Here is a 13,066-nt window from a genome sequence, read left to right as displayed (position 1 = left end):
GTGCTGTGTCTTTCGACAACGTCTACGAAGCCATCACCGAGGACAACGACGCGCGCTGGGCGTTCGGCACCGGGTTCGAGGACCCGTTGTCCGGAGTGGACACCTCCGTCCCGTCCGGAGTGGACGGTGCGCGGCTGGCCGCGTACTGCCTGATGCTCGGCGACGACGCGCTGATCTTCTCGCACCGGCTGCAGGAATGGGTCACGCACGCGCCGGAGCTGGAGGACGAGGTCGCCATCGCGAACATCGGCCTCGACCTGCTGGGTCAGGCGCGACTGCTGCTCGCCCGCGCGGGCAAGGCGGACGGTACCGGGCGGGCCGAGGACGACCTGGCGTTCCTGCGGTCCGAACAGGAGTTCCGCAACGTGCGGCTGGCCGAACTCGGCGGCGGGCATTTCGGGCACCTGATCGCCCGGCTGTTCGTGTTCTCGACCTGGCGGCTCGCACTGTTCCAGCGGCTTGAGCCTGATGCCGCCTCCGCGGGAGGAAGTACGTCGGCGGAATCCAGTGTGGACCCAGTCCTCGCGGCAATCGCGGTGAAGGGCGTCAAGGAGCTGACCTACCACCGGGACTACGCGGCACAGTGGCTCGTCCGGCTCGGCGACGGCACGCCGTTGTCGCACGAGCGGATGCAGGAAGGAATGGACGCGGTCTGGCCGTACGTCGACGAGCTGTTCGCCACGCACCCGGACGAACTGCTGGACGCGGCCACCCTGCGGCCCGAGTTCGACGCGGTACTGGACCAGGCTTTCGCTGCGGCCACTGTGGACCGTCCACAGCGGAATGCGATCGCCGGGGTGGCGGGCCGTGCCGGCCGCGACGGCGTGCACACCGAGGAAATGGGGTTCCTGCTGGCCGAGCTGCAGAGCGTGGCCCGCGCGATGCCGGGAGCGACATGGTGACCCCCGCAGCCGCGGTGGCCGCGACGGTCACCGATCCGGAGCTGCCGATGCTGACCCTGGCCGACCTCGGCGTGCTGCGCGAAGTGTCCGAAACGGACGGACGGGTGACGGTGGCGATCACGCCCACCTACACCGGATGCCCGGCGATGGACACGATGCGCGACGACCTGGAGTACGCGCTGCGCGGGGCGGGTTACACCGAGATCGACATCCGCACCGTACTGGAACCCGCGTGGAGTTCGGACTGGATCAGCGAGAGCGGTAAGCGCAAACTCGCCGAAGCCGGGATCGCGCCGCCGGGCACCGCGCCTCGCCGGGCCGCCGGGCCGATCCCGCTCACCCTCGGTGCCTCGGTGCGCAAAGTGGACTGTCCACACTGCGGTTCACCGGACACCGAGGAACAGTCCCGGTTCAGCGCGACCGCGTGCAAGGCGTTGTGGCGCTGCCGGTCCTGTTCGGAGCCGTTCGAACACGTCAAGGAGATCTGATCGTGACCGCCACCGTTTCCCGGCGCACCGGCTTCCACCCGCTGCAGGTGGCCGCGGTCGAGCGGCTCTGCGACGACGCCGTCGCGGTCACCTTCGACGTTCCGCCGGAGCTGGCCGAAACCTTCGCCTTCGCGCCAGGACAGTCGCTTACCTTGCGCCGCACCGTAGAAGGCCGCGACGAACGCCGGTCGTACTCGATCTGCGCCGCGGTGGGGGAGCGGCCTCGCGTCGGCGTGCGGCTGGTCCCGGGTGGGATGTTCTCCGCCTGGCTGGTCAACGAGGTACGGCCCGGCGACACCATCGAGGTCGCCGCGCCGGCCGGCTCGTTCACGCCGGATCTCGCGGCGGGCGGGCATCACGTGCTGATCGCCGCCGGTTCCGGGATCACCCCGGTGCTGTCCATCGCGGCGTCGCTGCTGGCGACACCCGACGCCACGGTCACCGTGTTGTACGGCAACCGCCGCACCGACACGGTGATGTTCGCCGACGAGCTGGCCGATCTGAAGGACCGTCACCCGGCGCGGCTGGAGCTGGTGCACGTGCTCTCCCGCGAGCCGCGCGAGGCCGAGCTGTTCACCGGCCGGCTCGACGCGGACAAGCTGCGCGCGCTGTTCGCTTCGCTGATCCCGGTGGACGATGTGGACCACTTCTGGCTGTGCGGCCCGTTCGGCCTGGTCACCGGTGCGCAAGAAGTGCTGGCCGCGCTTGGCGTGCCGGATGCGCGGGTCCATCAAGAACTGTTCTATGTGGACGATGTGCCGCCGGAGCCGGTGAAGCACGTGGATCCCGCCGTGGCCGGTGCTTCCTCGGAAGTCACCCTGCTCCTGGACGGCCGGTCCACCACGATGAGCCTGCCGCGGGAAGCGACCGTGCTGGACGGCGCCCAGCGATTCCGGCCCGACCTCCCGTTCGCCTGCAAGGGCGGGGTGTGCGGCACCTGCCGGGCCAAGGTCGTCGAAGGCGAGGTCGACCTGCGCCGCAACTTCGCCCTCGAAAAGGCCGAAGTCGCCGCCGGTTTCGTCCTGACCTGCCAGTCCTACCCCGTCACCGACCGCGTGACCGTCGACTACGACGCCTGAAAAGCCGTGAAGGGGCCCTTCACGGACTCAGAGTCCGTGAAGGGCCCCTTCACAGCCGTCGTCAGCGGCGAGCCCGGCGCGTACCGCGGGCGCGATCGTGCCTCCGGCACGGCGCTCAGGTGGTGTGCACGATCAGCACGTCGACGCCGGACTTGCGGGACACCTCGGCCGGCACCGACCCGAGGATGCGCCCGGCCAGCGTGTTGAGCCCCCGGTTGCCGACGACCAGCAGATCGGCCGCGCGGTCCCGGACCACTTTGTGCAGAACCTCCACCGCTTCCCCCTCGATGGCGACCGTATCCACGTCGGCGGCCCCCTCCCGGAACGCCCGATCGCGCGCGCTCTGCAGCGTGTCCTCGGCCGGCGCCGAGCCGACCACCTGATACGCCTCGCCGCCGAGCTGATCCTGCGCCAGCTCGACGTCGTGCTTGCTCGCCGGGTGATACGCACACACGACGACCAGCTTCGCTGAGGCGTCGGCAGCCACCCCCGCCGCCCGATCCACCGCGGCGAACGACGAGTCGGACCCGTCCGTCCCGACCACCACGGTCCGATAGACAGCCATCCACAACCTCCTGCAACTCGGCTCGAACGGGCGGCGCGGCCCCTTCGCGAGCGAAGGCTACTCGCGAGTCGGTTGCGGCGCCCGTCCTGGCCGGGGGAGCGGATTCGCGCTGAACCGGGTGGTGCGCCGCGGCGCACCGGAGAACGGTGTTCTCTGCCGATCGGAAGTGAGGTGATCGTTCGGAGACTTCGAGTGCCGCTTCGAATGTGGGAAACCTAACGGTTCGTTTCCGGATGAAACGTTGTGCCCCGCTCGAACGACGGGGAGATCGCCATGTTCGCCGTGGCGTTCGTGAGCCAGCCCGCAAATCCCGGTGGAGTCCCTTGTCATGAGTGTGGTGGATGCGATTCCTGCTGCCCATGAGGCGCTCCCCGGTCGCCTGAACCGCTTCCGACCGGTCTTTCTCCTGGTCGGGGTGCTGGCGGTCGCCGCGGGTACGGTGGCCCGGATCGGGCGTTTCGGGTTCAACCCGAGTGACCAGGGATTTGTGCTCGCGGCGACCTGGAGGATTCTGCACGGGGAAATTCCGCATGTGGATGTGGTGTCCCCGCGGCCGCTGGGTTCGGCGTATCTGCATGTACTGGATTTTCTGGTGCCCGCGCCGCTGATGCTGGCGTCGGGTTTCGTGATGATGGCACAGTTGTCGGTGGCGACGATCGCGCTGGCGGCATTGCTGACCGGTTGGCATCACCAAGCCCGAGCCCGTCACCGATCTCATCTCCAGCACCGGCAAAAAGGACCTGGTCGCCGTCGGGACCCATGATGCCCACGGAGCCGGGACCGTCACGGCGACGAGGAACCATCCCTTCTGGTCGGTACAGCACGGTCGCTGGGTAAACGCAGGACAGCTCGTCCCGGGCGAGCAACTGCGCCGGCCCGACGGAGGCGTCGCCACCGTCGACACGGTCAAGCTGCGGGCTGAAGTCAGCCGCGTGCACAACCTGAGCGTCGAGGAACTGCACACCTACTATGTGCTGGCCGGTGAAACGCCGGTCCTGGTCCACAATTCGACGTGCATCCTGCTCGGGTCCGCGCTTTCGGTGGCAGAGGCGGCGAATCCGCTTATGGAGAGTCTGCGTACGGTGGGGAAGCTGCCACCGAATTTCGTGACCAAGGAGACTGCGGAGGCCGCTGGCTGGAGTAAAGGCAAGGCTTTGGGGAACCACATTCCTCAAGGTCAGATTGGTGGTGACGTTTATAAGAACGCCCCCAGGGACCCAGGAGATATGCTGCTGCCAAGAGCGCCTGGTCGGATCTATTACGAAGCGGATGTCGGGTTGGATCCGGCCATGACGCGAGGCAAGCAAGCGGGGTGGCGTCTAGTATACTCCAATGACGGATTGGCCTATGTAAGTTTCAATCACTACAAACTCTTCTACCAACTGCCGAACTGGAAGTGATCTTCTTGCGCGTGGTTATCGACGGACGGTCGATAAAGTCGGAACAGGACCTTCACCGGCTGCTGGCTGAAAAGCTCGACTTTGGTCCATATTATGGCTATAATCTCAATGCCCTGTGGGATCGATTGTATCGAGATGTCCCAGGCCCTGTTGAATTGATTTGGACAGAATCTGAGGCCAGCAAGAATGCGCTAGGTGCAGAGCGGTTCCAAGTGATTTCCAAACTTCTGGTCGAGGTCATGGAGGATGACTTGACGAAGGCTCCGGAAGAAAGGTTCACGGTGCGGTTCGAGTAACTGGACTGGAGGCGATCCCTATCGGTAGGCGGCTGTCGGATGTGGCCCCGATAGCGTGAACCGGCCGTCGTCCTCGAACGGCGAAGGCGAAGTTTTCGCCGTTCGAGGACGGAAACCTGGATCGCGGTCGGTCAACTGTCGGCGCTTTCCGTGCTCAGCAGTATGGAGCTACCCGGTACCCATCGATCGGTCCCGTTGCCCGACCGTCCCGGCTAGGACTGCGCCTTCGGCACATCCGAAGCCCGGATCCGCACGGTCCGCTCGATATCCGCCTCCGGTGGCTTCCCCGGTGCCGGTACGCCACCGCGGCTCACCCCGGGCTTGGCGGCGGCAGCGGCCTGGCCAGAACCACCGGCCGACCCACCACCCGGCCCTGCAGCCTTGATATCCGCCGGCACCTCGACATCGGTCTCACCGAGCACGTGCTGTGCCTCGGCCAGCACCGTGCGGGCGCCGCGGACCTGCTCGGCCAGGGCCGCGCGGACCGTGCGCAGGGCCTCGACCCGCTCGCTGGCCTGGGTGATCCGGCGGTTGGACTCGTCGGTCGCGGTGCGGACGCGGCGGCGGGCCTCGTCGGCGGCCTCGGCCAGGCGGGCGTTCGCCTCGGTGATGGAGTCCTGACGGCGCTTGTTCGCGTCCGCCACCGACTCGCGCTGGCGGCGGTCGATGTCCGCCTTGGCGGCCGTTTCCTCTTCCAGCACCTTCGCCCGGATCGCGGCGGCGTCCTCGGCCGCTTCGCGGACCCGGCGTTCGGCCTCGGCCTTGCTCGCCGCCTCCTGTTCGGCCAGTATCCGCATCGCTTCCGCGCGGCGGGAGGCCATGGCGATCTCGAAGTCCTCCTCGACCTGGGTGCGGCGGGCTTCGGATTCGGCGTCCAGCCGGCGGCGCTGGGCGTCCGCCTCGTCGGTCATCCGCTTCGCTTCGGCGCGGGCGTCCTCGAGCACCTTGCGGTGCTCCGCCTCCATCTCCTTGCGCCGCAGATCCAGTTCGGTGAGCAGCTGCTCGTACCGGGCCCGCATGGCGCTCGCGTCGGTCTCCGCCTTGGCCCGGATGTGCCCGGCCTCCGCTTCGGCGCGCGCCTTGGTGTCCGCGGCCTCGTCCTGGGCCAGGCGCAGCATCCGCTGCAGGCGCTCGGACAGGCCCTCGACACTGGTCGGTGGCTGTGCCAGCCGGTCGACCTGCCCCCGCAGATCGGCGATCTCGCCGCGGGCGGTCTCCAATTGCCGGGCCAGATCGCCGGACTGGGCAATGGCGGCGTCCCGGTCGGCGGTGAGCATCTTCAGATCACCGTCGAGCCGTTCGAGGTGCTCGTCCACCTGTGCCCGGCTGTATCCCCGCTTCGCCACATCGAAGCCGGCTCCCAGCGGCACGAGTTCGCGTTCATCGCCAAGGCTCATGGTTCTACCGTAGTCGCTCTTCGGTCACGGACGGGTGAGCACCCACGAGGCCCCGGCCGGCCGTGCGCCGAGCGGATGAACGCGGCGGCCTTCCCGGCCCGGCGCCGGGCCGCCCTGTCTCGGATCCGCGCCGCCGCGCGAGCCGGGCCGGGTGCCGGCGGTGCGGCGAGCGGCCCGGAGACTACTCCTCGGTAGCCACCGTGGTCACGAAGCGAATCGCCGGCCGGAGAGTCTGTGGCCAGAACCTTGACCGCCTGGCCAGTCAAGGCGCACAGTGGACCCGGGAAGACATTCCTGAACAGCCGTTTCCCGGTTGTTCTCCCCGGTGGAGGTGAGCACGAATGAGTGAAGTCCCGACGCGCGCCTGGACGAGGCCCTATGACTGGGCCGAGGTCGTCATCGGCGTGGTAGCCGCGCTTTCACCCCTTTGGCTGAACACGGACAAGATGACGATGTGGACGATGGTGGTTCTCGGTGCGTTGATCGCCATCGACGGACTGGTCTCGCTCGCGACACCCGGCGCGGTGTACAGCGAGGGCGTCCAGATCGTCCTCGGCGCGTTGCTGTTCATCGCGCCATGGGTGATGAGCTACACCGAGTTCAACGGGGCGTCCTGGACGTCCTGGGTCGCCGGGGCGCTGACGATCATCGCCGGCGCGGCCGCGATGCCGCAGGCCAGCGCCGCTCACCGGATGGCCGGGCAGCACTGACGTCACGCGCCCGCGTGGCGGTGACCGGAAGGAAGGTCGGCGATGACCGGGGACTCGGCGAAGGAACGCATCCTGTGCGCGGCGGAGGAGCTGTTCGCCGAGTCCGGCTTCGAGGCCACCCCGACCTCCCGCATCGCCGAGCGGGCGGAGGTGCCCAAAGGTCTTGTCCACTACTACTTCCGCCGCAAGTCCGATCTGCTGGCCGCACTCGTGGACCGGCTGCCGGACGAACGCATCGAGCCCGCCACGGTCGTCGTGCCAGGCGATCTGGCGGGTTCGCTGCGCCGGCTGGTGAGCGAGCTGGACCGTCGCTTCACCGGCTCACTCGGGCTGTCCCACCTGCTCTGGCGGGAGGCCGATACGCATTACGTGGTGCGTGAGGCGCTGGCCGACCGGTTCCAGCAGCTGGTCCGGCTGGTCCGTGCGGTTCTGGTGGCCGCGAGCCCGGGGCGTCGCCTCGCCACGGCCGATCTCGATTACGCCTCCGGGCTGCTCGCCCGCGCGGTCAGCCACCGGCACGCCACCGCGCGGCACTCCGGCGACGACCGTCCGGCCGAGTTCGACGGCGAGCTGACCTTCGTCGCGAACGCACTGAACGCCCGGGCCGACCCGACCGGTCCGTGAAGGGCACCGTTACAGACTCAGAGTCCGTGAAGGGCCCCTTCACAGCCTTTGTGCAGGGCCCCTTCACAGACCTCCGTGGTTGTGCAGGTTCCCGCACAGACCGCTTGTACGGCCGGAGCGAACGGTCAGTGTGCGGCCGGCTCGACCAGTTCCACCAGCACGCCGCCGGCGTCCTTGGGGTGCACGAAGTTCACCCGGCTGTTCGAGGTGCCCCGCTTGGCTTCCGGGAACAGCAACCGCAGTCCCCGCGCCCGCAGCGCCGCCGCGGCGGCGTCCACATCGGACACTCGGAGGGCCAGCTGCTGCAGGCCGGGACCGCTGCGCCCGAGGAACTTCGCGATCGTCGAGTCCTCCCGCAGCGGGGCGAGCAGCTGGATCATCGTCGCGCCGCCCGCGGCGCCGGGCGCGGCCAGCATCGCCTCGCGCACGCCCTGCTCCTCGTTCACCTCCTCGTGCGCGACTTCGAGGCCGAAGTGCTCCTGGTGGAACGCGATCGCGGCGTCCAGATCGGGTACCGCGATGCCGACGTGGTCGATCGCGGTGACGAAGGGCTTGAGGACGGCGGCGCTGGGATCGGCGGTCATGTCCGGGAGGATAGGCCCGCGCGCCGGGCGCGGGGCGGCACGTGCGCCCCCTCACACTGGCTCCATCAAGACGGGCCGGGCACCCGATCCGGGCGGTATCGTGGCAGCACTGCCAGTGCACCGATGCTTTGGAGGACGTCGTGTCCGGTTCCGTGATCCTGGGCGCTGCCCGTACCCCCATCGGGCGGCTGCTCGGTTCGTTGAAGGACTTCTCGGGGGCGCAGCTCGGCGGGGTCGCGATCAAGGCCGCGCTGGAGCGCGCCGGGGTCGCCCCGGAGGCGGTCCAGTACACGATCATGGGCCAGGTGCTCACCGCCGGCGCGGGCCAGATCCCGGCGCGGCAGGCCGCGGTCGCCGCGGGCATCCCGATGGACGTGCCCGCGCTGAGCGTCAACAAGGTGTGCCTGTCCGGGCTGGACGCGATCGCGCTGGCCGACCAGCTGATCCGGGCCGGGGAGTTCGACCTGGTGGTGGCCGGTGGCCAGGAGTCCATGACGCAGGCCCCGCACCTGCTGCCGAAGTCGCGCAGCGGGTTCAAGTACGGCGACACCACGCTCGTCGACCACATGGCCTACGACGGGCTGTTCTGCGCCTTCGACCAGGTCGCCATGGGCTCGTCCACGGAGAAGTACAACTCCCGCTACGGCGTCACCCGGGCGCGGCAGGACGAGTTCTCCGCCCGCTCGCACCAGCGTGCCGCGGCGGCGATCGAGGCCGGATTCTTCAAGGCGGAGATCGCGCCGGTCTCGATCCCGCAGCGCAAGGGCGACCCGGTCGTGTTCGACACCGACGAGGGCGTGCGCGCCGACACCACCGCGGAGAGCCTGGGCAAGCTGCGCCCGGCGTTCGCCTCGGACGGCACCATCACCGCCGGTTCGGCCTCCCAGATCTCCGACGGTGCCGCGGCCGTGATCGTGGCCAGCCCGGAGAAGGCGGCCGAGCTGGGCATCACCCCGCTGGCCGAGATCGGCGCGCACGGCGTGGTCGCCGGCCCGGACGCGAGCCTGCACGAGCAGCCCTCGAACGCGATCCTCGCGGCGCTGGCCAAGGCGAAGCTGGACCCGTCCGCGCTGGACCTGGTGGAGATCAACGAGGCGTTCGCCGCGGTCGGCCTGGTCTCCGCGGACAAGCTGGGCCTCGACCCGGCGAAGGTGAACGTGAACGGCGGCGCGATCGCGCTCGGCCACCCGATCGGCGCGTCCGGCGCCCGGCTCGCCGTGCATCTGGTGCACGAGCTGCGCCGCCGCGGCGGCGGCCTGGGCGCGGCGGCGCTGTGCGGTGGCGGCGGCCAGGGCGACGCCCTGCTGCTGCGCGTTCCATCGGCGTGATTCCCGTCGGGGGTTGAAGTTTCGGTGAGCCGGCCGGTCGTGCGCGGGAGGTAGCTGCGCGCGGCCGGCCGGTTTTTTGTGCCGGGTGGGCGGATGTCGGCTTGGCGCGCCCGGCCCTCGGTGTCGGTCGCCGTGTTGCGTTGGGTGATTTGGCGTGGTGATCGATCTGTCGGCTTGGTTGCACGCCGGACCGGTCGCTCGGGGACTGGCAACGGGGGATCTCAACTCCCGTAATTGCCTGTCCGGCCGGGAGGTCGTCGTTCGCCCAACCCGTTCATCGGGTGGGCAGAATGCGGACTCTGCGGGGGTAAGGTCGTGGCTGCCGTGGTCGCCTCGGCGTTGGCAGCGTGACCCGTGTCCGCACGGCGGTGCACCGGACGACCGCAGCTCAACTCTGCTTCTGGGCCGCCTCATACAACGGTTCCGTCACCGCGCGGCTGAACTGCGGTCCGGCCAGGTACCGCGTGCACCCGTCGGTTTTCTCGTCCTCACAAGGGATTCCGGTCGCGGACAGGAGCCTGGAGTGGCTGTTGTCGCCGATCACGGTGCCCAGTCCGGTCTTCGGGTCGAAGTCGCGCAGGCGGGGGCCGCCGCTGGAGCCGCCGCCCATCACGCACGCGGTGCCCCACTGGTCGGGGGCTTCCTTTGTACCGGTGAGGTGCCGGGCCTGCCCGGTGCAGTAGGCCAGCCGCTCGCCGGTGTACTCCGGCAGGCCTTCGCGGGCGGGGTCGTCGGACGCGCGCGGGTAGCCGAACTGGGTCACCTCGGCGTCGCCGGGGAGGTCGAAGCCGATTCGCTGGGCGGCGCCGACGGCGTCCTGCACCCGCTTTCCACCGGAGTTCGTGCCGAGCACTGCGAAGGCTTGGTCGTAGGTGTTGAACTTCTGGCCGTTCTGCTGATCGTTCTTCAGCCACGTCGCATCGGCCACGCTGTAGCGGACCGCGAACTTCCCGTACGGCGCTTGGCCGTCGTGGTAGCCGGGTACGAACATCAGGTGCGCGTTCCACGCGTTGTGTTCGCCGATCAGGTCGGTGTTGTTGACACAGTGGGCCGCGGTGACGATTGTGCTGCGATTTGCGCTGTCCACCACGGTCGCTGTGCAGCTGGCGTCCTCGCCGTGGTCGGTATAGAACAGTCGCCCGACGGTCTTCTGCACCGCGTTCTCGCTCGTCCACGGCGCGCCGTCCGCCCCGCTCTTCGGCGGCTTTCCCGACAACGGCTCGGTGAGCGTCGCGATCCGCGCGGGGGTCCAGTAGTCGAAGACCGCCTGCTCGTCGGCTGTGGAAGTGGCCATCGGCTGCACCAGCGGTCCGTTCGCGGCGGGTGCGAATGTGAGCCCGGCGGCGAGAACGGCCAGGCCGGGGAGGGATTGAATCCAGGTCATACCTGCACGTTAAGCAGGCGGTGTCAGGGATCGGTCAGCCTCGGATGAGGATCCGGTATTGCCGGGAGGGTACGTCGTCGGCGTGTCTAAACGGCGAACTTCGGCGCGTTGCAAGGAAATCCGCTGTCGGCGGCCCGGCTTATGCCACTTCTGCGACGGCCCGCCCGTGCCCGGGACGTCGGCGGCACATGCAGGCGCGGGCGAGGTTTCTACACCCTGGCGAGTTCTGTGCGGCCGAGGTCGGTGACCACGTAGTAGTGCTGTGGCTGGTCGGGAGCGCCGTCGCCGGGTGCGTCGTGGGGCGAGGGGTAGTAACCGTCGGCGATCCAACCGCGGTCCAGCAGGTCGGTGAGCAGGGGTACAGGCGCGCGTTGTGCATGTCGGTGGCTTGGCGCAGGTCCCAGCGTGGAAGCGGTCTTCGCGAGCAACGCCGACGCCGGCGTGCGCCGTTTCCTGGTCGTCCGCATGTCCTCGTCGTAACCGGCAGGGGTGAGGTCAGTCGTCATCCTCCGGCGTGGTTCCGGGCGCCATGCTCGCCGACCTCGCGGCGCACTACGGGGTAGGCGCGGGCCGTCCAAAAACAGCTCCGATGCAGCTCGGCGGCAAGAGCCAGGCGCAGGATGCGGGTCTTCTCCTCGCCGATGACACCGAGCGCGCCGATGATGCACGCCACGTCCAGCGCCTTGGGCGTGCGGTGCCCGAGTTCCCACGACGAGATGAAGGCGGGGTGCATGTCGAGCCGACGGGCAAGTTCCCGGACGCCCCAGCGCGCGGCCAGGCGTGCCTCACGGAGCGCGCTGCCCAGTTCGTTCGACGACTCCTCGGCCTCCTTGTTCACGAGCCACCGGCCTGTTCCTCGTCGTCTGCCACGATCTCCCCGGTCTCAGGGGCGGTCAGCACCCCGGTGCGTCGTCGCGAATCCAGGTGCCCATCACGGCCTCCATGGGCGTCAGCCTGGGTATTCCGTGTGTCATCGCCAGATCGACGCAAATCAGCGCCGTTGCCATGGGCCCTCCACCATCCGTCCGGTAGCTGATAGTTACCTTTGCAATGCTATGGGTGATTGCTACGCTGAAGTGCCACCGAAGTGCCACTGGCTGACGGCAGGAGAAATCGAATGCAGGCCCCGGATCTCCCCGAAGGCGGCAGCGTCGCAGACCGGCTCAAGGCTGCTCGCAAGCTCAAGGGCATGAGCCAGCTGCAGCTCGCGCGACACACGAATTTCTCCGCCTCGCTGGTCAGGAAAGTAGAGCAGGGAAGCAAGCCGCCGAGCGCCGCGTTCGTGGCCAGCGCGGCTCGTGTTCTCGGGATCAAGGTGGCAACCCTCTACGGCGCACGGGAAAATGAGGTGCTGGACGAGCCGAGTCCGCTATCCGCCGGTATCGCGGAGTTGCGTACCGCACTCGACGCCTATGACGATCCGCAGCCCGAGGGGGACGCGCTCAGCCTTGGCGCCGTGGAGTTCCGGGTGAGCGTCATCTCGGACAAGGTGTTGGCGCTGCGCAACACCGACGTGCTGTCGGAGCTGCCGAATCTCTTGCACCACTTGTACGTTCTCGCCGATCAGCCGGGCCACGCGGGTGAACTGGCCCGGGCCGTTCTGCACGATGCCTACCGGCTGTCCGCGACCGTGGCCGGTCGATTCCGGCAGACGGATCTCGCGGCGATCGCGTCGGAGCGGCACATTCATCTGGCGCCGCGTACCGGAGATCCGTTGCGTGGCGTCCTCAGCGACCACCACCGGAGTACCCGCTACCTGCAGCACGGCGAGTACCGCGCAGGACTGCGGATGCTCGATCGCGCCCGGCGGCACCTCGGCACCGGTGCGAAAGATCGAGGGGTCGCGATTCAGCTCAACCTGCGTTCTGCGATCCTCGCCGCGCGAGCCGGCGACCCGGCCGAAGCCGACGGCTACTTGTCCGAGGCACGCGCCTTCGCCGACGAGTTCGCGCCCCCGGCCGTCCCGTACTACAACTTGGATGCGAGCGCGACGAACATTGTCGTGCACTGGTGCGCGGCCCCGGTCGAGAACTACAACGGCACCGAGGCCGTCCGGCGTGCCTCGTCCGTCACCGTGCTCGATTCCCGCCGTCCGGAACGTGTTGGGCACCACCACATCGACATGGCGCGGGCGTGGATGCTGCACGGCGATCGTGGGCGGACTCTGGACGAACTGAACGAGGCAGGCGGGTCGCGCCGAACGTGACCTGGCACCACCCGTCGGTCGCTGAGACCGTGCGCGCGCTCGCTGCCGCCGAGCGCCGCACTACCGGCTCCCTGGCCGGATTCGCCCGATGGGCGGGTATCCA

At 68.9% G+C, this 13,066-nt stretch carries 16 protein-coding genes; 10 read left to right on the top strand and 6 right to left on the bottom strand.

Annotated elements, in window-relative coordinates:
* The first annotated feature begins 5 nt into the window (after nt 1-5).
* Genes paaC through paaE form a run of 3 tightly spaced genes read left to right on the top strand, consistent with a single transcriptional unit; the run spans nt 6 to nt 2,469 of the window.
* Nucleotides 6-902, top strand: coding sequence for a 1,2-phenylacetyl-CoA epoxidase subunit PaaC (gene paaC / locus ATK36_RS09580; RefSeq protein WP_098510935.1), 897 nt, complete (start codon nt 6-8; stop codon nt 900-902).
* Nucleotides 896-1,390: a 1,2-phenylacetyl-CoA epoxidase subunit PaaD gene (paaD, locus tag ATK36_RS09575; RefSeq protein WP_098510934.1), complete on the top strand. Its 495-nt coding sequence runs from the start codon at nt 896-898 to the stop codon at nt 1,388-1,390. The genes paaC and paaD overlap by 7 nt, the downstream gene beginning before the upstream one ends.
* 2 nt (nt 1,391-1,392) lie before the next feature.
* Entirely contained in the window at nt 1,393-2,469 is a 1,077-nt protein-coding gene (gene paaE / locus ATK36_RS09570) for a 1,2-phenylacetyl-CoA epoxidase subunit PaaE (RefSeq protein ID WP_098510933.1), read from the top strand.
* A 115-nt stretch (nt 2,470-2,584) separates the two neighbouring features.
* Here the strand turns inward: paaE and ATK36_RS09565 are convergent, their stop codons facing one another.
* A complete protein-coding gene (locus ATK36_RS09565) occupies nt 2,585-3,034 on the bottom strand; it encodes a universal stress protein (RefSeq protein ID WP_098510932.1) in 450 nt (149 codons plus the stop codon).
* A gap of 328 nt (nt 3,035-3,362) precedes the next feature.
* On the opposite strand from ATK36_RS09565, the gene ATK36_RS33420 reads away from it, so the two are divergent.
* From ATK36_RS33420 to ATK36_RS09550, 3 genes are read left to right on the top strand one after another with little or no spacing between them, the layout of a single operon-like run.
* Nucleotides 3,363-3,797, top strand: coding sequence for a hypothetical protein (locus ATK36_RS33420; protein WP_245914549.1), 435 nt, complete (start codon nt 3,363-3,365; stop codon nt 3,795-3,797).
* Entirely contained in the window at nt 3,721-4,434 is a 714-nt protein-coding gene (locus ATK36_RS09555) for a polymorphic toxin-type HINT domain-containing protein (protein WP_342752086.1), read from the top strand. The genes ATK36_RS33420 and ATK36_RS09555 overlap by 77 nt, the downstream gene beginning before the upstream one ends.
* Nucleotides 4,435-4,445: 11 nt before the next feature.
* Nucleotides 4,446-4,730, top strand: coding sequence for a barstar family protein (locus ATK36_RS09550; RefSeq protein WP_245914547.1), 285 nt, complete (start codon nt 4,446-4,448; stop codon nt 4,728-4,730).
* 212 nt (nt 4,731-4,942) lie between these two features.
* On the opposite strand, the gene ATK36_RS09545 is transcribed toward ATK36_RS09550, so the two are convergent.
* Entirely contained in the window at nt 4,943-6,100 is a 1,158-nt protein-coding gene (locus ATK36_RS09545) for a chromosome segregation protein (RefSeq protein WP_098514753.1), read from the bottom strand.
* A gap of 368 nt (nt 6,101-6,468) precedes the next feature.
* Between ATK36_RS09545 and ATK36_RS09540 the strand changes: the two genes are divergently transcribed.
* Nucleotides 6,469-6,837: an SPW repeat domain-containing protein gene (locus tag ATK36_RS09540; protein ID WP_098510930.1), complete on the top strand. Its 369-nt coding sequence runs from the start codon at nt 6,469-6,471 to the stop codon at nt 6,835-6,837.
* 42 nt (nt 6,838-6,879) lie between these two features.
* Nucleotides 6,880-7,461 (top strand): TetR/AcrR family transcriptional regulator, encoded by a 582-nt coding sequence (locus ATK36_RS09535; protein ID WP_098510929.1) that lies wholly within the window; start codon nt 6,880-6,882, stop codon nt 7,459-7,461.
* A 125-nt stretch (nt 7,462-7,586) separates the two neighbouring features.
* Here ATK36_RS09535 and mce read toward each other — a convergent pair whose 3' ends face one another.
* Entirely contained in the window at nt 7,587-8,045 is a 459-nt protein-coding gene (gene mce / locus ATK36_RS09530; RefSeq protein WP_098510928.1) for a methylmalonyl-CoA epimerase, read from the bottom strand.
* Between the two features lie 140 nt (nt 8,046-8,185).
* Here mce and ATK36_RS09525 point away from each other — a divergent pair, with 140 nt between their 5' ends.
* Complete coding sequence (locus ATK36_RS09525) at nt 8,186-9,373, top strand: acetyl-CoA C-acetyltransferase (RefSeq protein ID WP_098514752.1); 1,188 nt, start codon at nt 8,186-8,188, stop codon at nt 9,371-9,373.
* A 388-nt stretch (nt 9,374-9,761) separates the two neighbouring features.
* On the opposite strand, the gene ATK36_RS09520 is transcribed toward ATK36_RS09525, so the two are convergent.
* The 3 genes from ATK36_RS09520 to ATK36_RS09510 all read right to left on the bottom strand — a co-directional run bounded on the left by ATK36_RS09520 (nt 9,762) and on the right by ATK36_RS09510 (nt 11,595).
* A complete protein-coding gene (locus ATK36_RS09520) occupies nt 9,762-10,757 on the bottom strand; it encodes a trypsin-like serine peptidase (RefSeq protein WP_098510927.1) in 996 nt (331 codons plus the stop codon).
* A 209-nt stretch (nt 10,758-10,966) separates the two neighbouring features.
* Nucleotides 10,967-11,263 (bottom strand): hypothetical protein, encoded by a 297-nt coding sequence (locus ATK36_RS09515; protein ID WP_098510926.1) that lies wholly within the window; start codon nt 11,261-11,263, stop codon nt 10,967-10,969.
* On the bottom strand, nt 11,260-11,595 hold the full coding sequence (locus ATK36_RS09510; protein WP_098510925.1) for a helix-turn-helix domain-containing protein: 336 nt from the start codon (nt 11,593-11,595) through the stop codon (nt 11,260-11,262). The genes ATK36_RS09515 and ATK36_RS09510 overlap by 4 nt, the downstream gene beginning before the upstream one ends.
* 279 nt (nt 11,596-11,874) lie before the next feature.
* Between ATK36_RS09510 and ATK36_RS09505 the strand changes: the two genes are divergently transcribed.
* Entirely contained in the window at nt 11,875-12,963 is a 1,089-nt protein-coding gene (locus ATK36_RS09505; protein WP_098510924.1) for a helix-turn-helix domain-containing protein, read from the top strand.
* The last annotated feature ends 103 nt before the right edge of the window (nt 12,964-13,066 follow it).

Origin of the sequence: Amycolatopsis sulphurea (assembly GCF_002564045.1) — a bacterium.
In the GTDB taxonomy this organism is placed as follows: domain Bacteria; phylum Actinomycetota; class Actinomycetes; order Mycobacteriales; family Pseudonocardiaceae; genus Amycolatopsis; species Amycolatopsis sulphurea.
The sequence above is the reverse complement of the archived record's forward strand: the minus strand, read 5'-3'. Positions and strand labels throughout refer to the sequence as shown.

What these genes read in the sequence shown, in the direction of transcription:
- paaD (WP_098510934.1), top strand. Translation starts at nt 896, where the DNA reads ATGGTGACCCCCGCAGCCGCGGTGGCCGCGACGGTCACCGATCCGGAG.
- ATK36_RS09565 (WP_098510932.1), bottom strand. Translation starts at nt 3,034, where the DNA reads ATGGCTGTCTATCGGACCGTGGTGGTCGGGACGGACGGGTCCGACTCG.
- ATK36_RS33420 (WP_245914549.1), top strand. Translation starts at nt 3,363, where the DNA reads ATGAGTGTGGTGGATGCGATTCCTGCTGCCCATGAGGCGCTCCCCGGT.
- ATK36_RS09540 (WP_098510930.1), top strand. Translation starts at nt 6,469, where the DNA reads ATGAGTGAAGTCCCGACGCGCGCCTGGACGAGGCCCTATGACTGGGCC.
- ATK36_RS09535 (WP_098510929.1), top strand. Translation starts at nt 6,880, where the DNA reads ATGACCGGGGACTCGGCGAAGGAACGCATCCTGTGCGCGGCGGAGGAG.
- mce (WP_098510928.1), bottom strand. Translation starts at nt 8,045, where the DNA reads ATGACCGCCGATCCCAGCGCCGCCGTCCTCAAGCCCTTCGTCACCGCG.
- ATK36_RS09520 (WP_098510927.1), bottom strand. Translation starts at nt 10,757, where the DNA reads ATGACCTGGATTCAATCCCTCCCCGGCCTGGCCGTTCTCGCCGCCGGG.
- ATK36_RS09515 (WP_098510926.1), bottom strand. Translation starts at nt 11,263, where the DNA reads ATGACGACTGACCTCACCCCTGCCGGTTACGACGAGGACATGCGGACG.
- ATK36_RS09505 (WP_098510924.1), top strand. Translation starts at nt 11,875, where the DNA reads ATGCAGGCCCCGGATCTCCCCGAAGGCGGCAGCGTCGCAGACCGGCTC.